General features: G+C 72.2%; 18 protein-coding genes and 1 tRNA gene. 2 read left to right on the forward strand and 17 right to left on the reverse strand.

Going from position 1 to position 22,403, the window contains the following annotated elements:
• Positions 1-27 precede the first annotated feature (27 nt).
• From prmC to ACI1MP_RS14690, 11 genes are all read right to left on the reverse strand, one after another.
• Complete coding sequence (prmC, locus tag ACI1MP_RS14640; RefSeq protein WP_100588010.1) at positions 28-894, reverse strand: peptide chain release factor N(5)-glutamine methyltransferase; 867 nt, start codon at positions 892-894, stop codon at positions 28-30.
• An 18-nt stretch (positions 895-912) separates the two neighbouring features.
• The gene (gene prfA, locus ACI1MP_RS14645; RefSeq protein WP_100588011.1) at positions 913-1,989 is read right to left on the reverse strand and encodes a peptide chain release factor 1; all 1,077 of its coding nucleotides are present in this window, start codon (positions 1,987-1,989) and stop codon (positions 913-915) included.
• A gap of 134 nt (positions 1,990-2,123) precedes the next feature.
• Complete coding sequence (rpmE, locus tag ACI1MP_RS14650; RefSeq protein ID WP_035866123.1) at positions 2,124-2,351, reverse strand: 50S ribosomal protein L31; 228 nt, start codon at positions 2,349-2,351, stop codon at positions 2,124-2,126.
• 125 nt (positions 2,352-2,476) lie between these two features.
• Positions 2,477-3,589, reverse strand: coding sequence for an LCP family protein (locus ACI1MP_RS14655; RefSeq protein ID WP_380333940.1), 1,113 nt, complete (start codon positions 3,587-3,589; stop codon positions 2,477-2,479).
• 142 nt (positions 3,590-3,731) lie between these two features.
• Positions 3,732-5,873 carry a transcription termination factor Rho gene (gene rho / locus ACI1MP_RS14660; protein ID WP_404868816.1) on the reverse strand — a complete coding sequence of 714 codons (2,142 nt, stop codon included), beginning with the start codon at positions 5,871-5,873 and terminating at the stop codon, positions 3,732-3,734.
• A 503-nt stretch (positions 5,874-6,376) separates the two neighbouring features.
• Positions 6,377-7,294 carry a homoserine kinase gene (thrB, locus tag ACI1MP_RS14665; RefSeq protein ID WP_189270976.1) on the reverse strand — a complete coding sequence of 306 codons (918 nt, stop codon included), beginning with the start codon at positions 7,292-7,294 and terminating at the stop codon, positions 6,377-6,379.
• 282 nt (positions 7,295-7,576) lie between these two features.
• Positions 7,577-8,674 (reverse strand): threonine synthase, encoded by a 1,098-nt coding sequence (thrC, locus tag ACI1MP_RS14670; RefSeq protein ID WP_380333937.1) that lies wholly within the window; start codon positions 8,672-8,674, stop codon positions 7,577-7,579.
• Between the two features lie 8 nt (positions 8,675-8,682).
• Positions 8,683-9,975, reverse strand: a complete 1,293-nt coding sequence (locus ACI1MP_RS14675; protein ID WP_100588016.1) for a homoserine dehydrogenase — start codon at positions 9,973-9,975, stop codon at positions 8,683-8,685.
• A 132-nt stretch (positions 9,976-10,107) separates the two neighbouring features.
• Positions 10,108-11,499 carry a diaminopimelate decarboxylase gene (lysA, locus tag ACI1MP_RS14680; protein ID WP_404868817.1) on the reverse strand — a complete coding sequence of 464 codons (1,392 nt, stop codon included), beginning with the start codon at positions 11,497-11,499 and terminating at the stop codon, positions 10,108-10,110.
• Positions 11,500-11,595: 96 nt separating this feature from the next.
• Positions 11,596-13,251 (reverse strand): arginine--tRNA ligase, encoded by a 1,656-nt coding sequence (gene argS / locus ACI1MP_RS14685; protein WP_380333935.1) that lies wholly within the window; start codon positions 13,249-13,251, stop codon positions 11,596-11,598.
• A gap of 117 nt (positions 13,252-13,368) precedes the next feature.
• Complete coding sequence (locus ACI1MP_RS14690; protein ID WP_380333934.1) at positions 13,369-13,884, reverse strand: response regulator; 516 nt, start codon at positions 13,882-13,884, stop codon at positions 13,369-13,371.
• A 166-nt stretch (positions 13,885-14,050) separates the two neighbouring features.
• On the opposite strand from ACI1MP_RS14690, the gene ACI1MP_RS14695 reads away from it, so the two are divergent.
• Positions 14,051-14,122: transfer RNA gene (locus ACI1MP_RS14695), tRNA-Arg, on the forward strand.
• A 145-nt stretch (positions 14,123-14,267) separates the two neighbouring features.
• On the opposite strand, the gene ACI1MP_RS14700 is transcribed toward ACI1MP_RS14695, so the two are convergent.
• From ACI1MP_RS14700 to ACI1MP_RS14720, 5 genes are all read right to left on the reverse strand, one after another.
• The gene (locus tag ACI1MP_RS14700) at positions 14,268-15,020 is read right to left on the reverse strand and encodes a hypothetical protein (RefSeq protein WP_404868818.1); all 753 of its coding nucleotides are present in this window, start codon (positions 15,018-15,020) and stop codon (positions 14,268-14,270) included.
• Positions 15,021-15,088: 68 nt separating this feature from the next.
• Complete coding sequence (locus ACI1MP_RS14705; protein WP_404868819.1) at positions 15,089-16,066, reverse strand: trypsin-like peptidase domain-containing protein; 978 nt, start codon at positions 16,064-16,066, stop codon at positions 15,089-15,091.
• 209 nt (positions 16,067-16,275) lie between these two features.
• Positions 16,276-17,772: an MFS transporter gene (locus ACI1MP_RS14710; RefSeq protein ID WP_404868820.1), complete on the reverse strand. Its 1,497-nt coding sequence runs from the start codon at positions 17,770-17,772 to the stop codon at positions 16,276-16,278.
• Positions 17,773-17,943: 171 nt separating this feature from the next.
• Entirely contained in the window at positions 17,944-19,656 is a 1,713-nt protein-coding gene (locus ACI1MP_RS14715) for a DUF885 domain-containing protein (protein WP_404868821.1), read from the reverse strand.
• Between the two features lie 56 nt (positions 19,657-19,712).
• The gene (locus ACI1MP_RS14720) at positions 19,713-20,363 is read right to left on the reverse strand and encodes a rhomboid-like protein (RefSeq protein ID WP_100588025.1); all 651 of its coding nucleotides are present in this window, start codon (positions 20,361-20,363) and stop codon (positions 19,713-19,715) included.
• A gap of 127 nt (positions 20,364-20,490) precedes the next feature.
• On the opposite strand from ACI1MP_RS14720, the gene ACI1MP_RS14725 reads away from it, so the two are divergent.
• Positions 20,491-21,225, forward strand: a complete 735-nt coding sequence (locus ACI1MP_RS14725) for a TetR/AcrR family transcriptional regulator (protein WP_380333928.1) — start codon at positions 20,491-20,493, stop codon at positions 21,223-21,225.
• Positions 21,226-21,270: 45 nt separating this feature from the next.
• On the opposite strand, the gene ACI1MP_RS14730 is transcribed toward ACI1MP_RS14725, so the two are convergent.
• Positions 21,271-22,377 (reverse strand): DUF6745 domain-containing protein, encoded by a 1,107-nt coding sequence (locus ACI1MP_RS14730; protein ID WP_380333927.1) that lies wholly within the window; start codon positions 22,375-22,377, stop codon positions 21,271-21,273.
• Between the last annotated feature and the right edge of the window lie 26 nt (positions 22,378-22,403).

The following is a 22,403-nucleotide window of genomic DNA, read 5'->3' on the forward strand; positions in this document are numbered from 1 at the left end:
TTCGGGCCGTTGTACCGCGCTCGATGTTCACAACGACGCCCTTCGGGCCGTGGTGAAGCGGGGCCGGTTGTTCAGGTCCCGGTGGTCGGCGGCGTCCGTCCAGCCGCCCTCCTCGCGGAAGATCCACGGAACCTGGCCGCCCTGGGTGTCCGCGTGTTCGATCACCACCGCGCCGCCGGGCCGCAGCAGCCGGGCGGCGACCCGCTCGATGCCGCGGATGGTGTCCAGGCCGTCCTCGCCGGAGAACAGCGACATCTGCGGGTCGTGGTCGCGGGCCTCGGGGGCGACGTACTCCCACTCGGTGAGCGGGATGTACGGCGGGTTGCTGATCACCAGGTCGAACCGGCCGTCCCAGGCCCGGTCGTCGGCGAACGCCTTGGTGGCGTCGCCCTGGTGCAGGTGGACCCGGGCCCGGTCGGGGCTGGCCTCGACGTTGCGGCGGGTGTAGGCGATCGCGCCCTCGTCGAGCTCGAACGCGTGCACGGTGGAGCGCGGCAGTTCCTGCGCGAGGGCCAGTGCGATCGCCCCGGAGCCGGTGCACAGGTCGACCACCAGCGGCTCGGCGACGTCCATCGCGCGGACCGCTTCTATCGCCCACTCGACCACCGTCTCGGTCTCCGGCCGGGGCACGAACACCCCGGGGCCGACCTCCAGTTCGAGGTAGCGGAAGAACGCCCGCCCGGTGATGTGCTGCAGCGGCTCGCGCTGCTCACGCCGGGAGATCGCCTCCCAGTAGCGGGCGTCGAAGTCCCCGTCCGGCACGGTGTGCAGCTGGCTGCGCTTCACGCCGTGGATGTGCGCGGCCAGCTCCTCGGCGTCGAAGCGCGGCGAGGGCACGCCGGCCGCGGCCAGGCGCTGGGTGGCCTGGGCCACCTCGGCGAGCAGCAGGTTCATGCCTCGGGTTCCTTAGGCTCAGTTCTCCTGCGCGGCGGCCAGCTTGGCCGCGGCGTCGGCGTCCACACAGGACTGGATCACCGCGTTCAGGTCGCCGTCCAGCACCTGGTCCAGGTTGTACGACTTGAAACCGGTGCGGTGGTCGGAGATGCGGTTCTCCGGGAAGTTGTACGTCCGGATGCGCTCGGAGCGGTCGACCGTGCGGACCTGGCTGCGGCGGGCGTCGGACGCCTCCCGCTCGGCCTCCTCCTGCGCGGCGGCCAGCAGTCGCGAACGCAGGATGCGCATCGCCTGCTCCTTGTTCTGCAGCTGGCTCTTCTCGTTCTGGCAGGACGCGACGATACCGGTCGGCAGGTGGGTGATCCGGACCGCGGAGTCGGTGGTGTTGACCGACTGGCCGCCCGGGCCGGAGGACCGGTAGACGTCGATCCGCAGGTCGTTGGCGTGGATCTCCACCTCGACCTCCTCGGCCTCCGGAGTGACCAGCACGCCCGCGGCGGAGGTGTGGATGCGGCCCTGCGACTCGGTCGCGGGCACCCGCTGCACCCGGTGCACGCCGCCCTCGTACTTCAGCTGCGCCCAGACGCCGTGGCCGGGCTCGGCGTTGCCCTTGGTCTTCACGGCCACCGAGACGTCCTTGTAGCCGCCGAGGTCGGACTCGTTGGCGTCGATGATCTCGGTCTTCCAGCCGACCCGCTCCGCGTACCGCAGGTACATCCGCAGCAGGTCGCCGGCGAACAGCGCGGACTCCTCGCCGCCCTCACCCGCCTTGACCTCCAGGATGACGTCCTTGTCGTCGTTGGGGTCGCGCGGCACCAGCAGCAGCCGCAGCTCCTCGGTGAGCTCCCCCTGGTGCGCCTCGGACGCCTTCGCCTCGGCGATGAAGTCCGGGTCCTCGGCGGCGAGTTCGCGCGCGGCGACGATGTCCTCGCCGGCCTGCTTCCAGGCCAGGTAGGTCCGGGTGATCGGGGTCAGCTCGGCGTACCGCTTGGCCAGCTTGCGCGCGTTCGCCTGGTCCGCGTGCACGGACGGGTCGGCCAGCCTCTTTTCGAGGTCGGCGTGCTCGACGAGGAGCTCTTCGACTGCCTCGAACATCGGGTGGTCCTACTTCCGTGAGTGCCGAACAGGGGGTGCCCAGCAGGGGTGATGGGCGGGAGAGACGCGAACGGCGCCGGCCCGGACGCCCCCGTGAGTACACGAGGACGCCCGAGACCGGCGCCGTGGAAGCGCTAGGCCGACTTGTTGCCGGAAAGCTTCTTGCCGAAGCGCGCCTCGAAGCGGGCCACGCGGCCACCGGTGTCCAGAATCTTCTGCTTGCCGGTGTAGAACGGGTGGCAGTTCGAGCAGACCTCGGCGCGGATCTCACCGCTGGTCTCGGTCGAGCGAGTGGTGAACTCGTTGCCGCAGGTGCAGGTCACCTTGGTGACCACGTACTCCGGGTGAACGTTGGACTTCAACGGATTCTCCTAGCTGATCGGGAGGGCACCGGGTCGGCGGACATGGACGTCCGCACGTGAACCGGGACCGACGGACCAGTGTGCCAGCACTGCCCGCTTCTTCCCAAACCGGGAGGCGGAGCGCGCTATTCCGCGCCCCCGTGCGCCGGCACCGATCCGGGGTGCGCCGAGGCCGTTGCGGACGGCGAACCGTCCGCCGGATTGGTCGGCTGCTCGGAGACCACCGGCGTCGGCACCGGCTGGTCGACCCGCAGCGCGGCCCAGAGCTGCTGGGCCTCCGGGTTCTTCGGCAGCACCCGGTTCGGGTCGCTGGGGGCGTACGCCACGGGCAGCGTGACCATGGTCAGCTGGTCCGGGCCGATCCGCTTCAGGGTCTGCGCCAGGCCCACCAGCGAGCTCACCGAGGCCAGGTCGGAGTCGGTGGTGAGCGACCGGGTCAGCTTGTCGCCGAGGCTCCACACCGCCATCGGGTCGGTGGCCAGGCCCAGCGTGTCGATCCGGCCGAGCATGGCCTTCACCATCTGCTTCTGGAGCTCGATCCGCCCCAGGTCGCTGCCGTCGCCGACGCCGTGCCGGGTGCGGACGAACGCCAGCGCCTGCTGCCCGCCCAGGTGGTGGGTGCCGGCCGGCAGCTGCAGTCCGCTGTCCGGGTCGCTTATCGGCACCGTGGTGGTGACGTCCACCCCGCCGATCGCGTCGACCATCGAGGCGAAGCCGGCGAAGTCCACCTCTACGAAGTGGTCCATCCGCATCCCGGTGAGCTGCTCGGTGGTCTTCACCGCGCAGGCCGGGCCGCCGACCTCGAACGCCGAGTTGTACATCGCGCTGCGGACCGCCGGGACGGGCTTGCCGTCGAGGCCGGTGCAGGCGGGCCGGGCGACCAGGGTGTCGCGCGGTATGGAGACCACCGAGGCGGCCGTGTGGGTCTGGTTGACGTGCACCACCATGGCGGTGTCGGAGCGGGCGGTGTCGCCGGTGCCGCCGCCCGCCAGGTTGCCGTTGGCGCCGGCCCGCGAGTCGGAGCCGAGCACCAGCAGGTTGAACGAGCCGTCGGTGGAGGCGGGCGGGCGGGCGCTGCCCAGTTGCCCGGAGATGTCGACGCCGTGCAGGTTCCGGTTCAGCTTCCAGTAGGCGAGCCCGCCGAGCCCCGCGGCCACCAGGATGACGGCCACCAGCGCGAACAGCGTGATCCGCAGCCTGCGGCGACCCGTGGAACGGTCCTTCCGATGTTCGGCCATATCGCCTCATTTCACCTGCAGTGCGACCTTTCGAGCATAAGTGACGCACCGGTAGGGCGAACCGGTTCTGAAGCCCGCATGAGAAAAGCCCGAGACCCCGCACCGCGGGAAGCGGTACGGGGTCTCGGTGGGACTGCTGCGATCAGTCGCCGGAACCGGGGGTGTTCTTGGCGATCTGCATCAGGAACTCGGCGTTCGTCTTGGTCTGCTTCATCTTGTCCAGCAGCAGCTCGATCGCCTGCTGCGAGTCCAGGGCGTGCAGCACCCGGCGGAGCTTCCAGACGATGGAGAGCTCCTCGTGGCCGAGCAGGATCTCCTCCTTGCGGGTGCCGGAGGCGTCCACGTCGACGGAGGGGAAGATGCGCTTGTCCGAGAGCTTCCGGTCGAGCTTGAGCTCCATGTTGCCGGTGCCCTTGAACTCCTCGAAGATCACCTCGTCCATCCGCGAGCCGGTCTCGACCAGCGCGGTGGCCAGGATGGTCAGCGAGCCGCCGTTCTCGATGTTGCGCGCGGCGCCGAAGAACTTCTTCGGCGGGTACAGCGCGGTCGAGTCGACACCACCGGACAGGATGCGGCCGGAGGCGGGCGCGGCCAGGTTGTAGGCGCGGCCCAGGCGGGTGATGGAGTCCAGCAGGATCACCACGTCGTGGCCCAGCTCCACCAGGCGCTTGGCGCGCTCGATGGCGAGCTCGGCGACGGTGGTGTGGTCCTCGGCCGGGCGGTCGAAGGTCGAGGAGATGACCTCGCCCTTCACCGACCGCTGCATGTCGGTGACCTCTTCCGGACGCTCGTCCACCAGGACGACCATCAGGTGACACTCGGGGTTGTTGTGGGTGATCGCGTTGGCGATCGCCTGCATGATCATGGTCTTACCGGTCTTCGGCGGGGCCACGATCAGACCGCGCTGGCCCTTGCCGATCGGCGACACCAGGTCGATGATCCGGGTGGTCAGCACGCCCGGGTCGGTCTCCAGGCGCAGCCGCTCCTGCGGGTACAGCGGGGTCAGCTTGCCGAACTCGGGGCGGCCGCGGCCGCTGTCCGGGTCCATGCCGTTGACGGAGTCCAGGCGCACCAGCGCGTTGAACTTCTCGCGGCGCTCGCCGTCCTTCGGCTGCCGGACGGCGCCGGTGATGGCGTCGCCCTTGCGCAGGCCGTGCTTGCGGACCTGGGCCAGCGAGACGTAGACGTCGTTCTGGCCGGGCAGGTAGCCGGAGGTCCGGACGAAGGCGTAGTTGTCGAGGATGTCCAGGATGCCCGCGACCGGGATCAGGACGTCGTCGTCGCTCAGCGGGACCTCGGGGCCACCGGCGCCCTCGAAGCCGTCGCGGCGACGGCCCCGGCGGTCACGGTAGCGGCCGCGGCGGCCGCGGCGGCCGTCGCCGAACTCGTCGTCGTCGTAGCCGCCCTGCTGCTGGGCGCCGCCGCCCTGCTGCTGGCCCTGGGCCTGGCCCTGGCTCTGCTGCTGGCCCTGCTGGCGGGACTGGCCGCCGTCCTGCTGCTGGCCGCCGCCCTGCTGCCGGTCGGCGCGGTCGCGCTCGCGGCGGTTGCGGCGGTCCCGGCGGGACTCGCGGATCTCGTTGTCGCCCTCGGCCGTGCCGGCCTCGGTGCGCTCGGCACGCTCGGTGCGCTCGCCGCCCTCGCGGCGGTCCCGGCGGTCCCGGCGCTCGCGGCGCTCGGAACGGCCCTCGCCCTCGGCGGCCTGGCGCTGGCCCTCGGCCTTGGCCTCGGCGGCCGGCCGGTCCTGCTCGGCGGTGGCGGCGGCCGCGGCCGCGGCCTCGGCGGTCGGCGCACCGGCAGCGGCGGTGGCGCGGCGGCGCGGACGCTCGGTCCGGGTGGTGGCGGCCGCAGTGTCGGCGGCGGCCTGCACCGGGATCTCGATCTGCGCCTGCGGCTGCGGCTCGGTGGCGGCGGCGGTGCGGGCGCGGCGAGGTGCCCGCGGCGGAGCCGCCGATTCACCCTGCTCCTCGGCGGCCGGGGCGGCCTCGGCGGGAGCAGCCGACTTGGCGGCCTTCTTGGCGGCCGGAGCGGCGGGGGCGGAGCCGCCCGCGAGCAGCGGGTCTCCGCCGCTCTTCTCCTTGATGGCCTCGATCAACTGGCTCTTGCGCATCCGCCCGGTACCGCTGATCCCGAGGGTCGAGGCGAGCTTCTGGAGCTCGGCCAGGACCAGGCCGTCCAGGCCGGCGGCAGCGGTACGACGGCGTCGCGCCGGCGCCGCGGGGGCGGCGGCAGCGTCCGACGCCTCGGCGTCCGGGCGCGCGCCCATCAGATCGGTGGTGTCGCTCACTAAGGGTCCTTCCCTGGAGCGGACGTCGGCCTGTCTGGCACGGCGACCGGTTGTGCTGTCCTGCCCAGCATCTCTGTGCGCTGGTCAGGGGCTGGATTCCCGCGGAAGGCTGGTCCTTCCGGGGAGCTGCGAAGTGCGGTGCACTGTGGTGCGAAGTGGCGCGGACGGCCGGTACCGACCTCGCTGCGCCTGTTTGATGCCCGGGCCCCCGTCGCGCGGCGGCAGTTCGGGCCCCGCCCGGCCGGGCCTCAGTGCGGAGGCTGCGGGTGGGAGTCTGGTGCCGTCACGGCTTCGGGATGGGCCGCAGTCGCGGAGGCAGGCTGCGTACGCGGTGTGGCGGGCTCCCGGAGAATCGTGCTCCCGAGCTTCCGGCCCCCGTGACGGGGGAACGGGATCGGGATGCGTCGCACCGGTCCCCGGAGGGCATCTGGTGCAGCAATGAGGTTAACACTACCGACCCCCTGACACATTCCCCAGCCCTTTGTTTGTCAATCGTGTCCGTCTCACATGTCGAGCGGCAGCACGGTCGCGCCGGTGCGGTCGAGCTCCAGGCGGTGTGCCGCGAACTGCGGTCCTGCGAAGTTCACGAGCTTCTCCGCGCCGGCCTCGTCGGTGAGCGCGAGGACCGTCGGTCCGGCGCCCGAGATGACGGCGGGGACGCCCTCGGCGCGCAGGGCGGCGACCAGGGCGGCGCTGTCGGGCATGGCGGAGGCCCGGTAGTCCTGGTGCAGGCGGTCCTCGGTGGCGGTGAGCAGCAGCTCGGGGCGGCGGGTGAGCGCCTCGACCAGCAGCGCGGCGCGGCCGGCGTTGACGGCGGCGTCGGCGAGCGGGACGGTCTTGGGGAGGAGACCGCGGGCCGTCTCGGTGAGCACCTCGGTGGAGGGCACGAACACGACCGGAACCACCCGGTCGGCGGGGTCGAGCGTAATGGTGCGGGCGGTGCCGTCCTCGGTCCAGGCGACGGTGAAGTTGCCGCGCAGGCAGGCCGCGACGTTGTCGGGGTGGCCCTCCAGCTCGGAGGCGAGAGCGAGCAGCGCGTCGTCGTCGAGGGCGGAGGCCCCGCCGATGGTGACGGCGCGGGCGGCGACGATGCCCGCGCAGATCGCGGCGGACGAGGAGCCCAGGCCGCGACCGTGCGGTATGCGGTTGGCGCAGACCACTTCGAGGCCGCGGGGCTGCCCGCCGAGCCGGTCGAAGGCGGCGCGCAGCGAGCGGACCAGCAGGTGGCGCTCGTCGCGGGGCAGGGTCTCGGCGCCCTCGCCGGCGATGTCCACGCTCAGACCGGAGTCGGCGACCCGGACCACCACGTCGTCGTAGAGCCCCAGGGCGAGGCCGAAAGCGTCGAAGCCGGGGCCGAGGTTGGCGCTGGTCGCGGGAACGCGGACCCGGACGGCGGCGGCGCGGAACGCGGGACCGGCCATGCGGTGGACACTCCTGAAAGTGGGGGCGGCCCGGACGACGGGGCCTGCGGTGGTACGACGGCGGGAGGTCGAGGGGAGCGCGCGGCGTGGCGCGGCCCGCCGGGGTCCAGCGTATCGAAGAGAGGTTCCAGAGCGGTACACCCCGCCCGGCTCGGATCTTCCGTGTTGCCACAAGAAGCGGAAAAGCGCCGGTCGGATGACCTGAAAGCGGTGCAGAAAACCGCTGAGCGGCGGGCCCGATCAGGCCCGCCGCTCAACGGTGTTGACGCCGGATCAGCCGGGTCAGTCCAGCAGGCCCAGGCGGCGGGCGGCCGTCTCCGGGTCGATCGGGACGATCTGCGGCTGCGGCGCGCCGGCCACGGCCCAGTCCGGGTCCTTGAGGCCGTTGCCGGTGACGGTGCAGACGATCCGCTGCCCGGGGTCGACCAGTCCGGCCTCGGCCTTGGCCAGCAGGCCGGCCACCGAGGCGGCCGAGGCGGGCTCCACGAAGACGCCCTCCTGCGCGGCCAACAGGCGGTAGGCGGACAGGATCTGGCGGTCCGTCACCTTGTCGATCAGGCCGCCGGACTCGTCCCGGGCGGCCAGCGCGTAGTCCCAGGAGGCCGGGTTGCCGATCCGGATCGCGGTGGCGATGGTCTGCGGCTTGAGCACCGGGGCGCCGTCCACGATGGGCGCGGAGCCGGACGCCTGGAAGCCCCACATCCGGGGGGTCTTCGAGGAGAGGCCGTCCGCCGCGTACTCGCGGTAGCCCTTCCAGTAGGCGGTGATGTTGCCGGCGTTGCCGACCGGGAGGACGTGGATGTCGGGGGCGTCGCCGAGCATGTCGACGATTTCGAAGGCGGCGGTCTTCTGGCCCTCGATGCGCACCGGGTTGACCGAGTTGACCAGCGCGACCGGGTACTTCTCGGAGAGGTCGCGGGCGAGCGTGAGGCAGTCGTCGAAGTTGCCGTCCACCTGGAGGATCTTCGCGCCGTGCACCAGTGCCTGGCCCATCTTGCCGAGGGCGATCTTGCCCTGCGGGACGAGCACGGCGGACACCATGCCGGCCCGCACCGCGTAGGCGGCGGCGGAGGCGGAGGTGTTGCCGGTGGAGGCGCAGATGACGGCCTGGGCGCCGTCCTCCTTGGCCTTGGAGATGGCCATGGTCATCCCGCGGTCCTTGAAGGAGCCGGTCGGGTTGGCGCCTTCGACCTTGAGGTAGACCTCGCAGCCGGTGCGCTCGGAGAGCACCTGGGCGGGGACGAGCGGCGTGCCGCCTTCGAGCAGGGTGACCACGGGGGTGGAGTCGGTGACCGGGAGGCGGTCGCGGTACTCCTCGATGAGGCCGCGCCACTGGTGGGTGCGGGTGCCTCGGGCAGCGTTTTCGGCAAGGGCGTTCATGGTTGTTCCTACTCCCCTTCGACCCGCATGATGCTGGCCACGTCGCGCACGCTGTCCAGTGCGCGGAGCTTGTCGACCGTCGCCGACAGGGCGGCGTCGGTGGCGCGGTGGGTGACCACGACGAGCGCGGCGTCGCCGTCGCGACCCTGCTGGCGGACGGTGTCGATGGAGACGCCGTGCTCGGCGAAGACCGAGGCGACCTGGGCCAGCACGCCGGCCCGGTCGTCCACGTCGAGGCTGACGTGGTAGCGGGTGACCACCTCGTCCATCGGCTTGGCGGGCAGCTGGGCGTAGACCGAGTCGCCGGGGCCGGTGGTGCCGTTGACCTTGTTGCGGCAGACCGCGACCAGGTCGCCGAGGACCGCGGAGGCGGTCGGCGAGCCGCCCGCGCCGGGGCCGTAGAACATCAGTCGGCCGGCCGCCTCGGCCTCCACGAACACCGCGTTGTAGGCCTCGCGGACGGAGGCCAGCGGGTGGCTGAGCGGGATCATCGCCGGGTGCACCCGGGCGGTGACCGAGCCGCCGTCGGCGGAGCGCTCGCAGATCGCCAGCAGCTTGACCACGCAGCCCATCTGCTTGGCGGAGGCGATGTCGGCGGCGGTGACCTCGGTGATGCCCTCGCGGTAGACGTCCGCGGCGGTCACCTTGGTGTGGAAGGCGATCCCGGCCAGGATGGCGGCCTTCGCGGCGGCGTCGAAGCCCTCCACGTCGGCGGTCGGGTCGGCCTCGGCGTAGCCCAGCGCGGTGGCCTCCTCCAGCGCCTCGGAGTACCCGGCGCCGGTGGAGTCCATCTTGTCGAGGATGAAGTTGGTGGTGCCGTTGACGATGCCCAGCACCCGGTTCACCTTGTCGCCGGCCAGCGACTCGCGCAGCGGGCGCAGCAGCGGGATGGCGCCGGCCACGGCGGCCTCGTAGTAGAGGTCGGCGCCGGCCGCGGCGGCCGCGGCGTGCAGTTCGGCGCCGTCCTTGGCGAGCAGCGCCTTGTTGGCGGAGACCACCGAGGCGCCGTTCCCGAAGGCTTTCAGGATCAGCGATTTGGACGGCTCGATGCCGCCCACCACCTCGATCACCACGTCGATGTCGTCGCGGCCGACCAGGGCCTCGGCATCGGTGGTGAGCAGGTGCTCGGGCACCCCGGGGCGGGGGCGCCCGGCCCGTCGGACCGCGATGCCCGCGAGCTCGACCGGGGCGCCGATGCGCGCGGCGAGGTCGTCGGCTGTCGTCGTCATGATGCGCGCCACCTCGGAGCCCACCACACCACAGCCCAGCAACGCCACCTTCAGCGGGCGCGTACGCATCATCCGACTCCGCTCTGCATTCTTCGTCCCCGCCGGGGTGATTCGGTGTCCCCCGGGGGCTTTCCTGTCCGTACCAGTCTCCGGGACTTTCCGCACGGATCTACGGCCGGTCCACGTTATGAGACGAAAATTTCGTCAGCCGATATCGAGACGCAGGAGATCCTCTTCCGTCTCGCGTCGGACGATCACCCGGGCCGCCCCGTCCGCGACGGCCAGCACGGGGGGCTTGAGGGCGTGGTTGTAGTTGCTCGCCATCGACCGGCAGTAGGCGCCGGTCGCGGGCACCGCGATCAGGTCGCCGGGGGCCAGGTCGGCGGGCAGGAAGGCGTCCCGGACCACGATGTCGCCGGACTCGCAGTGCTTGCCGACCACCCGGACCAGCATCGGCTCGGCCTCGCTGGTCCGGGAGACCAGCGCCACCGAGTACTCGGCGTCGTACAGCGCGGTGCGGATGTTGTCGGACATGCCGCCGTCCACACTGACGTAGGTCCGCAGGCCCTCCAGCGACTTGACGGTGCCGACCTCGTACAGCGTGAACGCGGTCGGGCCGACGATCGCCCGGCCGGGCTCCACCGAGATCCGAGGGGTCGTCAACTGCGCTGCGGCGCACTCGCGTCGGACGATCTCGCCGAGCGAGACGGCGATCTCCGCGGGCTCGCGCGGGTCGTCGTCGGGGGTGTACGCGATGCCCAGGCCGCCGCCCAGGTCGATCTCCGGCAGCTCGACACCGTGCTCGTCGCGGACCTCGGCCAGCAGGCCGACCACCCGGCGGGCGGCGACCTCGAAGCCGGCGAAGTCGAAGATCTGCGAGCCGATGTGCGAGTGGATGCCGCGCAGCTCCAGGGAGGGCTCGGCCAGCACCCGGCGGACCGCCTCGGCGGCCAGGCCGCCGGACAGCGACAGGCCGAACTTCTGGTCCTCGTGCGCGGTGGCGATGAACTCGTGGGTGTGCGCCTCGACGCCGACGGTGATCCGGATCAGCACCGGCTGCCGGACGCCCTGTGCCCCGGCGATCTCCGCCAGCCGCTCGATCTCCTGAAAGGAGTCGACCACGATGTGCCCGACGCCGGCCTTCACGGCCTGCTCCAGCTCCCGCACCGACTTGTTGTTGCCGTGCAGCGCGATCCGCTCCCCCGGCATGCCGGCCGCCAGCGCGACCTGCAGCTCGCCCGAGGAGCACACGTCGACGTTGAGGCCCTCCTCGTGCAGCCAGCGCACCACGGCCTTGGACAGGAACGCCTTGCCCGCGTAGTACACGTCGGCGTGGTCGCCGAACGCGTCCCGCCAGGCCCGGGCGCGGGCCCGGAAGTCGGCCTCGTCCAGCACGTACGCGGGGGTGCCGAACTCGGCGGCCAGGGTGCGGACGTCGACGCCGCCGACGGTGGCGACGCCGTCCGCGTCACGGGTGACGGTGCGCGACCAGACCTTCGGGTCCATAGCGTTCAGGTCGGCGGGCGGGGCCTGGTAGTGGCCCTCGGGCAGCACGTCGCCGTGCCGGGGACCTGCGGGGTGTGCGGAGCGAGACATGTGCGGAACTTCCTCGACCTATGGCGAGGGGCGGCGACCGGTCTCCGTCGACCGGTCCGCCGCCCCCGCTGTGCTGCGCTTGGGGGTTGTGGTGCTCTACATCCGCTCGGGGGCGGATACGCCGAGCAGGCCGAGGCCGTTGGCGAGCGTCGTTCGCGTGGCGTCGGCGAGCCAGAGGCGGGCGTGCGTGAGGTCGGTGACCTCCTCGTCGCCCTTCGGCAGGATCTGGCAGTTGTCGTAGAACCGGTGGTAGGCCCGGGCCAGCTCTTCCAGGTACGTGGCGACGTGGTGCGGCTCGCGCAGCTCGCCGGCCTTGGCCAGGACGCGCGGGAACTCGCCGAGCTGGCCGAGCAGGTCGTTCTCCCACTCGGAGCTCAGCAGCTCCGGTTTGAAGTCCGCGCTGCGGGTGATGCCCTTCTCCACGGCGTTGCGCTGCACGGAGCACATCCGGGCGTGCGCGTACTGCACGTAGAAGACCGGGTTGTCCTTGGTCTGGCTGGTCACCAGGTCGATGTCGATGGTGATGGTGGAGTCGGTGGACTGGCGCACCAGCATGTAGCGGGCGGCGTCCACGCCGATCCAGTCGATCACGTCGTCGATCGTGATGATGTTGCCCGCGCGCTTGGAGAGTCGGACCTCCTTGCCGTCGCGCAGCATCTTCACGAACTGACCGATCATCACCTCGATGTTGCGGTCCATGTCGTCGCCCGCGCAGGCCGCGATGGCCTTGAGGCGGTTGACGTAGCCGTGGTGGTCGGCGCCGAGCATGTAGACCGAGACCTCCGCGCCGCGGTCCCGCTTGCTCAGGTAGTAGGCGGCGTCGGCGGCGAAGTAGGTGGTCTCGCCGTCGGCCTTGATCAGGACGCGGTCCTTGTCGTCGCCGAAGTCGGTGGTGCGCAGCCAGATCGCGCCGTCCCGGTCGAAGACGTGGCCCTGCTCGCGCAGCCGCTCCATGGCCTGCTGGACGGCACCGGAGTCGTGCAGCGACTTCTCGGAGAACCAGGTGTCGAAGTGCACCCCGAACTCGTTCATCGACCGCTGGATCTCGGCGACCATCAGCTTCAGGCCCTCGGTGCGGAAGGCCGGCAGCTGCTCGTCCTCCGGCAGCTCCAGGATGCCGGGCACGCCGTCGGTGACGGCCTTGGCGATGTCGGTGATGTACTCGCCGACGTAGCCGTCCTCCGGGACGGGCTGTCCGTTGGCGGCGGCCTTCAGCGACTTGGCGAACTTGGTGATCTGCACGCCGGCGTCGTTGAGGTAGTACTCCGTCGACACCTCGGCGCCGGACGCCTTCAGGACGCGGGCCAGCGAGTCGCCGACGGCGGCCCAGCGGACGCCGCCGATGTGGATCGGGCCGGTCGGGTTCGCCGAGACGAACTCCAGGTTGATGTTCAGGCCCTTGAGCGCCTCGTTGCGGCCGTACGCCTCGCCCGCCTCGACGATGGTGCGCGCCAGCTCGCCCTGGGTGGCGGCGTCCAGCGTGATGTTCAGGAAGCCCGGACCGGCGATGTCGACCTTCGCGACGCCGGTGATCTCTCGCAGGCGTGCGGACAGGATCTCCGCGACGGCTCGCGGCGGCTTGCCGGCCGGCTTCGCGAGCTGGAGGGCCACGTTGGTGGCGTAGTCGCCGTGGTCCCTGTTCTTGGGCCGCTCGACCGTCACGTGCGCGGGCACGTCGACGGTCAGCTCGCCGGCCTGGACGGCGGCGCTGACGGCGGCCTGGACTGCCTGGGAGAGTTCTGCGGGTGTCACGGGCCCAAGCCTAGGCGAGAGGGGGCGGTCGACCGCCACTCGGTTTGCCGAGCGGGACGCGCGTCGTGCCCCGCGGCGTGCTTCGTCTCGTCGGACAGCGCCGCAGACCGGCACATCTCACGGGCGTGACTCGTCCGGCGGAACAAGTTCCTGCGCGTGTTCGCCCAGGGCGAAATCTCGCAGGGTTTGGACGACCGGATGGGGCGCGCTGCCGAAGTCGTACGCGAAACGGCGCCCGGCCGCCGCTGCGGCCGGGCGGTCCATCGCCCGCAGTCGGCGCACCAGCTCGATCAGGTCCGCCGGATCGAACGGCTTCGCGAGGTAGCCGTCCACCCCCACCGACTCGCCGCGCTCCAGGTCCGCCGGCGTACAGGCGCTCACGATCGCGATCGGCAGGTGCGCGGTCTCCCAGGCGGCGCGCAACCGGGCCGCCGTCCGCAGCCCGTCCAACCGGGGCATCACCACGTCCAGCGTCACCACGTCCGGCGCGACCCGGTGGACCACCTCCAGGCACTCGGCACCGTCGGCGGCGGTCACCACCTCGAAGCCCTCCAGCTCCAGGTTGACCCTGATCAGTCGACGGATCGCCTCGCTGTCGTCCACCACGAGAACCCGCCCCGACGTCGCCGCCACCTCACCGAGGGTAGCCGCGCGCCGCCCCGCCCGTCCGGTCTTTCGGGCACTTGCCGCCCGCCGCTGACGGCCCGTCCGAACCCGCCGCCGGAAACCCGTGCACGGACCACGGAGTTTCCCTGGTAGTGTTTTCCCCGCAAGGCCGGGTGATCGCAGATCGCCCAAGGCCCCCGTAGCTCAGGGGATAGAGCACCGCCCTCCGGAGGCGGGTGCGTAGGTTCGAATCCTACCGGGGGCACCTCGTGCAGTAGGTGTGCAAGTTGGACAAAGGCCCAGGCCAGTGGATTTGATCCGCAGACCCGGGCCTTTTTGCTGTCCGCACACCGCCCCGGCCGAGGTCGAGCGGCGGGTGGCCGAGCGCCGCAAGCGCCGCTGACGGACCGTCAGTGCGGCGGGCGGCGGTGGTGGGCGCCGCGCAGGACGAGGGACGGGGTGGCGGGGTCGTAGGCGCCGCAGGCGGTGGTGGACCAGGGGGACCACTGGCGGGGGACGGCGAAGTACGGGACCAGGACGGGGCCCTTGCGGCCGGGGGCGGCCTTGGCGGGGAGCAGCGCGGGCAGCACGTCGGGGGTCTGGCCGGCCAGGATCGCGGCGCGGCAGGAGCGGCAGGCGGGTCGGCGGTCGGCGGCGGCCTCCCGGGTGGTGGTGCGGGCCCGCTGGCGGGTCTTGCGGTTCTTGGGCGGTTCGGCGGCGTTCTCGACCGGGCCGTGCAACGGGTTGTAGTAGCAGCGGACGGCGAGCGGGCCGGGCCGCTGTCCCGCGTGCAACAGGTGTGCGGCGGCGAGGCGTTCGACCGCCTGTTCGGCGAGCACCACGGCGGCGGCCAGGTCGGGCAGGTCGGTGTCGGGGTGGTCGGCGCGGTCGAGCAGCCGGCCGGCCGCCTCGTACGCCTCCAGCGCCCACTGGTAGGCCCGGCGGGCGGCGGACTCCTCGGTGGGGAGCCGGAGTTCGGCGGCCTGGAAGACCGTGCCGGCGGCGGTGACGCGTTCGGCGGCGAGCTCGCGCAGGCGGTCCCGGAGCGCTTCCCACTCCCCCAGCACCAGCGCCTTGTGCTCGCGGACCTCCCGGCGACTCGGGTGGTGCTCGGTTGTCGGGGCGGGCCTCGCGGCCTTCAGGAACCACCAGCGGCGGAACACCGCGCCTCCCCCTCGTGTGCGTCGTCGCCCCATTGTGGGTGACGCGGGAGGGGAGATTCCAGGGCCGGTCAGCTCGCGCGGGCGACCAGGTCGGCGACGGTGTGGTCGAAGTAGGCGCTGTAGGAGGTGTCCTCGGTGTCGCCGCCCTGCTGGTAGCCGCCGATGACGCCGATCACCTCGCCGGTGGCGGAGTCGACGAACGGGCCCCCGCTGGTGCCGTTGGAGAACGACGGGCAGTCGATGCGCCGCTGGAAGGTGTCCTCGCGGCTGGTGACATTGGTGCACAGGACGGGCTTCTCGGCGCTGTCGGAGTAGCCGTACAGCCGGGTCTGGACGGTCAGCGCGGCGTTGACGCCGATCGGGTTGCCGCCGACCGCGTCCTCGATCCGCAGGTTGTTGGTGGGCGCGACGGCGAGCACGGCGAAGTCCTCGTCGGGGTCGTCGCCGTTCTGCCAGCCGTCCGCGGTGTACACCTTGGTGACCTGCCAACTGCCGAACGGGGCCGTGCCGTCGCGGTAGCCGGGGACGAAGACGATGCTGCTCACGCCGGACACGCAGTGCGCGGCGGTGAGGATCAGGTTGCGGCCGGGGCTGTCGATGACGCTGGCGGTGCAGAAGTGGTTGCCCGGCGCGACGTCGCCGGTGAACAGCGCGCCGACCCGGACCGACTCGGAGTTGAGCGGGGCGGCGCCGGTGACGCCGAGCTTCACGTCCGGCGGCGCGAAGGGCGGGACCTGCCGGGTGAGGCCGTCGGTGGAGCTGCCGGCCTGCGCGACGTTCTGGGGCCCGGGCGGCTCGGCCCCCGTGCTCGCGCTCGGGCTCGCGCTCGGCGTCGCGCTCGGGGCAGCGCTGGTGACGGGGGCAGGCGTGGGGGCCGAGCCGACCGCCGCGACGGTGTCGGCGCTGGTCCGCTGCCGCGGGTCGCGCAGGTGGACGGAGAGCACCCCGGCGGCCGTTATCGCGCCGACCACGCCGACGGCGAGCACCGAACTGAGGACGACCGGCCGCAGCGAGCGGCGCTTGCGCTGCTTGGAGTGGCGTCCCATGCTGCCCCGTTCCTCCCGACCGGAGGCCGCGCCGGTGTCCACGTCGTTGCCGACCTGGACACCGGGTGACCCGAGCTGTCTCGAATATGCGTCGCCGAGCTGGAAATGCCGTGATTCCTGGCTGGGAGACTCGTGAGATTTCCGGTGGCGGACAGCAGGGTCTCATGCCGGGGGGCGGACGCGGGGACGGCGGCACCGCGCCGATCGGGTCATGCCACCGCTCTGGCCTCGCTCCGGTCGGCCCGGCCCCTGGCCTCGCCCGGGGCGGGGCGGTGGGTGATCATCACGAACGCGACCACGGCGGCCAGCAGCAGGATGCCCATCGCGACGGCGGTGGCGACCGCGTAGCCGTGCACCGCGCCCTGGGCCTGGACCAGTGGGTCGGTCGGGTTGCGGGTGGCCAGATACGTGGCGGTGACGCTGGCGGCGATGGTGTTGAGCAGCGCGGTGCCGATCGAACCGCCGACCTGCTGGGCGCTGTTGATGATGGCGGAGGCGGCGCCGGTCTCCTCCGGGGCGACGCCGAGGGTGGACAGGTTGATGGCGGGCATGAAGACCAGCCCGAGGCCGATGCCGAGCAGCAGTTCGGCGGGCAGCACCAGGCCGAGGTACGGGCTGTCCACCCGGAGCTGGGTGAGCCAGGCCATGCCGCCCGCGCCGATCAGCAGTCCGGGGACGATCAGGGCGCGGGTGGGGATGCGGGTCATCAGGCGGGAGCCGATGCCGGCCGAGCTGAGGATGATCGCACCGGTCATCGGCAGGAACGAGACGCCGGCCCGGATCGGCGAGTAGCCCTTGACGACCTGCATGTAGTACGTCAGGAACAGGAACAGCCCGTACATGGCGATCACGGCGAGGCCGACCGAGAGCGCGCTGCCGGCCCGGTTGCGGTCGCGGATCAGGTGCATCGGCAGCAGCGCGTGCGGGGTGCGCCGCTCGACCAGGGCGAACACGGCGAGCAGGGCGACGCCGACGCAGAGCGAGGTGAGCACCAGCCAGTCGCCCCAGCCGCGGTCGACGGCCTCGGAGGTGCCGTAGACGATCAGCAGCAGGCCGCCGCAGCCGAGCACCGCGCCGGGCAGGTCCAGCCGGACCCGGTGGGAGCGGTCGATGTGGTCGCGGCGCAGCAGGTAGTAGGCGGCGAGCGCGGTGGCCGCGGCGATCGGGCCGTTGACGTACAGGCACCAACGCCAGCTGAGGTACTCGGTGAGCAGGCCGCCGGTGATCAGGCCGATCGCCGCACCGCCGCCGGCCAGGGCGCCGAAGACGCCGAACGCGGTGGCCCGTTCGCGCACGTCGCGGAAGGTGATCGACAGCAGCGACAGCGCGGACGGGGCGAGCAGCGCACCGAAGCTGCCCTGCAGGGCGCGGGCCGCGAACAGCATGCCGCCGCTGACGGCGAAGCCGCCGAGGCAGGACGCCGCGGCGAAGCCGAGCAGGCCGATGATGAAGGTGCGTTTGCGTCCGAAGAGGTCGCCGATCCGGCCGCCGAGCAGCAGCAGGCCGCCGAAGGCCAGCGTGTAGGCGGTGATCACCCACTGCCGGTTGGCGTTGGAGATGCCCAGGTCGTGCTGCGCGGACGGGAGGGCGATGTTCACGATCGTCGCGTCCAGGACGATCATCAGCTGGGCGATGGCGATGACCGCCAGGGCCCACCAGCGGCGCGGATCGGCCTGCTGGGTGTCGGGGGCGTGCTGGGAGGTCACCGGAGGACCGCCTTCCGCCGAATCGGGAATGGGCCTGGGGCGCGCGCACGGCGCTCTCTCCAGCCAAACGCTCGATCCGATCACCGGCAAGGCGGTCTGTGTTCTTTTGTCACGATTTGGGACGAGGACCCGGGTGCCCGGCCGCATCGGCCACCCGGGACACTCCCTCGGTTACAGCGCGCTCAGCTCCGTCACCAGGTCGTCCAGGCCCAGCGAGCCCTGCGACAGCGCCGCCATGTGCCACGCCTTCAGGTCGAACTCCTCGCCGCGCGCCGCGGCCGCCGCCCGGGCCGCGGACCGGCCGCTCAGCCAGGCCCGCTCGCCGAGCTTGTAGCCGATCGCCTGGCCGGGCAGGCCCAGGTAGCGGACCAGCTCGCTGTCCAGGAACTCGGCGGACAGGCCGCAGTACGCGCCGAAGAACTCGCGGGCGCGCTCCGGCAGCATCGGCTCGCCGGCGGCGAACGGCGAGTCGGCCGGGAACTCCAGCTCGGCGTGCATGCCGATGTCCACGATCACCCGCAGCGCCCGCATCATCTGCGCGTTCAGGTAGCCCAGGCGGTGGCCCGGGTCGGTGAGGTAACCCAGCTCGTCCATCAGGCGCTCGGCGTACAGCGCCCAGCCCTCCATGTTGGCGCTGACGCCGCCCAGGGTGACCTGGTAGGTGGAGAGCCGGTCCGCCATGTACGTCCACTGCGCGAGCTGCAGGTGGTGGCCGGGAACGCCCTCGTGGTACCAGGTGGAGACCAGGTCCCACTCCGGGAACGCCTCCCGGCCCAGGGTGGGCAGCCAGGTCCGGCCGGGACGGGAGAAGTCCAGCGACGGCTGGGTGTAGTACGGGGCGGCGGCGCTGCCGGGCGGGGCGATCCGCGACTCCACCTTCAGCAGCGGGTCGGCCAGGTCGAAGTGCACGCCCTGCAGGTCGTCGATCGCCCGGTCCATCAGGCCCTGCAGGTACTCCTGCACCTCCTGCTCGCCGCGGATCGCCGGACCGTCGGTCTCCAGCCACTTCATCGCCTGCATCGGGGTGGCCCCGGGGCGCACCTTCTCCGCCTCGACCCGCATCTGCGCGTCCAGGTCGTGGAACTGCTCCCACGCCCAGCGGTACGCCTCGTCCAGGTCCAGGTCGGCGCCGGTCCAGTACCGCACCCAGCGGGTGTAGCGCTCGCGGCCCACCGCGTCGGGGGTGCCCTGGGTGGCCGGGCCGTACACGTCGCGCATCCAGTCGCGCAGCTTGGCGAGCGACGCGGTGGCCGCGACCGCGGTGGCGGTCAGCTGCTCCCGCAGGTGCTCGGGCGCAGGGGCGACCAGGTCGCCGAACCAGCCGCCGGGCCGCTCGGACTCGATCCACTCGCCGAACTGGCCGACCACGGTGTCCACCTGGCGCGGCGCCGAGAACAGGCCGCGCCGCAGCCCCTCCTCCAGGGTCTGCCGGTACTGGGCCATCGCCTCCGGGAAGCGGGCCAGCCGGCGCTCCAGCCGCTGCCAGTCCTGGTCGGTGTCGGTGGGCAGCAGGGTGAACATCTCGCGGGTGTTGTGCACCGGCGAGCCCAGGTTGCGGACCGTCCGGAACTCCTCGCCCGCGTCGTGCACCGCGAGCTCCGCGGTCAGCCGCTCGCGCAGCAGCCGGGCGCAGCGGCGCTCCGCCTCGTCCTCGACCGGGCCGGACGCCTCCAGCGCGTCCAGTTCGGCGAGGGTGCGGCGGGCCAGGTCGGCGAGGGCGCCGGTGCCCGCCGGGGACAGGTCGGTCAGCCGGTCGTCCTCCGGGTTGAGGCCGAGGTAGACCGCGGTCAGCGGGTCGAGGTCGGCGAGGGCGTGGACATAGGAGTCGGCGATGCGGCGCGGGGTGGGGCCGCCGATGTGACGATCGTTCAGTTCATGAGCCATCCGGCCATCCTGTCGCAGCGCCAGGCGAATTCAACCCCAATCTGGAAGTGACCCCGTCAACTGTGTCCAGCTCGCAACCGGCGCAGCGTGCGCCCCGGGTCCCAGACCGGCCGGCCGCGGGTGATCGGACGGAACGCCAGGCCGATCAGCACCGCGCAGAAGTGCCCCAGATCGGTGAACGTGCGCGAGGTGAACAGCGGCACCAGGTAGAACACCACCAGCCCGCACCCGTACACCCACCGCCAGACGCCCGCCAGGCCCCACGTCAGCACACCCTCCACACCGGCCAGCGCGTACGACACCCCGACGTCCACGGTGCGCGCCATCCTCATCGGCAGCACCTGGTGGTGCACGCCCCAGGCCACCACCCCCTGGCTGATGTACGTCGCCAGCACGTGCGCGGTCAGCGCCACCGTCAGCCAGCGCCCGGTGCCGAGCCAGCGCTCGGCCGGGACGTGGAAGAGGTGGAACATCACGAAGTAGAACAGGAAGTTCGCCTGCTCGGTCCAGATCAGGCTGGCCAGCAGCGCGTGCACCGGATGCGCGTTCAGCTGGTCGATGTTGGTGGAGCGCTTCTGCAGGAAGAAGTGCAGTGCGGCCGGGTCCTTCCGGGCCACCACGAAGCTGGTGACCGCGAGCAGCAGCAACCACACGTACGTCCCCGGCGACTTCCCGATCCACCGCCCGACCGCCCGTACCCACCGCACCGGCCGCTCCTCGTCGCACTCCGCCGACACCTGGTCACAGTCTGCGGTCGACGAGGCCGTCGCCCGGCAAGGACCCGCCGGACCTGCCCGCAGAGCGCGGACCCGCCCGGCGATTACCCTGACACCCATGGCAGCGACCCCCTCCCCCGCCGCGGCGGAGCGCCCCCGGCGCACCGGCTACCGCCGCCTGCCCGTCCAGCAGCGGCGCGAACAGCTGATCGCCGTCGCCCTCGAACTGTTCGCCGCCCGACCGCCCGAGGACGTCTCGCTCGACGACGTCGCGGAGGCCGCCGGCGCGTCCCGTCCGCTCGTCTACCGCTACTTCGCCGGCGGCAAGCAGCAGCTGTACGAAGCCGCTCTGCGCAGCGCCGCCTCCGAGCTCACCACCCGTTTCACGGTCGCCACCTTCACCGGCACCCCCACCGAACAGCTCGGCGCGGTCCTCCACCGCTACTTCGACTTCGTCGACGAACACGCCGCCGGCTACGGCGCGCTGCTGCGCGGCGGCTCCGTCGTGGAGACCGCCCGCACCTCGGCGATCGTCGACGACGTCCGCCGCGCCGCGATTCGGCGCACCCTGCGCCACCTGGGCGTCCGCGAGGCCGGCCCCCGGCTCACCCTGCTGGTCCGCTCCTGGATCTCCGTGGTGGAGGCCTCCGCGATCAGCTGGCTCGACGAGGGCCGCCAGATCCCGGTCGACTCCCTCTGCGAGTGGCTGGTCGACCAGTTCGTGGTGATGGCCGCGGCGACGGCCGTCCGCGACGACCAGACGGCGGAGGTCCTCCACCACTGGCTCCAACTGGAGACGGACGAGAGCCCTGCGGGGGTGCTCGTCTCCCGCCTGCGGGACATAGGCATGTGAGGACGGGCAGATAGGGGCGCGTGGGGGTGCAACTCCTGCGTGTGCTCAGGTTTCCCGCTGGGGGCGGTACTCGTCCTCCTCGACCCCGAACGTCCAGGCCACACCCGCCCTCGCGGTGCGGATGTGCGGCGGGACGCGCAGGTAGTAGGTGCGGAAGGTGCCGTCCGGTTCGGCGGTGGAGTTGACCACCTCGACCATCACCACCGGTTCGTCGTCGGGGAGTTGGATCCGCCACAGGACGCCGGTCGCGTCGCGGTGCAACGGTTCCGCGCCGCTCTCCGCCAGGTACCTCTCGTAGCCGAAGTGCTCCAGCATGACGCGCCGCAGTTCGGCGTTCTCCTCGGTGCGGATGCGTTCCACGGTGAGGTCGGTCAGCCGGTCGAGGAAGTTCGCGGGGACGGGCATGCCGCGCCAGGCGTACAGCGCGAAACCGTCGGCGTAGGCGAGTGCGGGGCCGTCGGCGCGGTCGAGCCGGCCGGCCTCGTCGCGGTGCAGGGCGACGGGGCGTTCGCTGAGCAGCACGGTGTTCTCGAACGGCCACCACCAGCCGGTCTGTCGGGCGACGCCGGCCAGCGCAGCGAGCGTCTCGTCGCCGGTGCCGGCGGTGTCGAAGGCCGCGAACCAGGCGGCGTCGTGCTGGCCGGCGACCGCGTCCAGCACGGTGAGGCGGACCTTGGCGCGGGTCTCGCCGGCGACCCGGCGGAGTTCCTTGTTCGCGGGGAGGCGGGACTCCTCCCAGCCGAGCGGCTCGGGTTCGGGCGCGAAGTGGTCGAGCAGCGCGGCGCGGACGCGTTCGGCGGGCAGTGCGGCGGTGGCGGCGAGTTCGGCGCCGGTCGCGCCCCACAGCTCGGCCCAGCCGGTCGGGCCGAGCGCGGTGAACGCGGCGGTGCGGGCCCGCTCCCAGGTGGCGGTGCGCACCTGCTCGCGCACGGATCGGCCGAACTCCTCGCGGTGGTCGAGCAGTTCGGTGACGGCGGCGAGCGGCGAGGGGTACCAGCGGAACTCGGTGGGCTCGGCCAGTCCGGCGGCCCGGTAGGCGGTTCGGACGGCCTGTTCGGCGGTGGCCCGGTCGGCGGGGCCGGTGGCGGCGGCGACCGCCCGCCAGTGCGCCACCGAGGCGTCGGCCGGACGGCCGGTCAGCTGCGTGCTCATCAGTTCTGTCCTCTGTCTCTTACGGG

It is taken from the genome of Kitasatospora griseola (assembly GCF_044999035.1).
Classification (GTDB): Bacteria; Actinomycetota; Actinomycetes; order Streptomycetales; family Streptomycetaceae; genus Kitasatospora; species Kitasatospora griseola.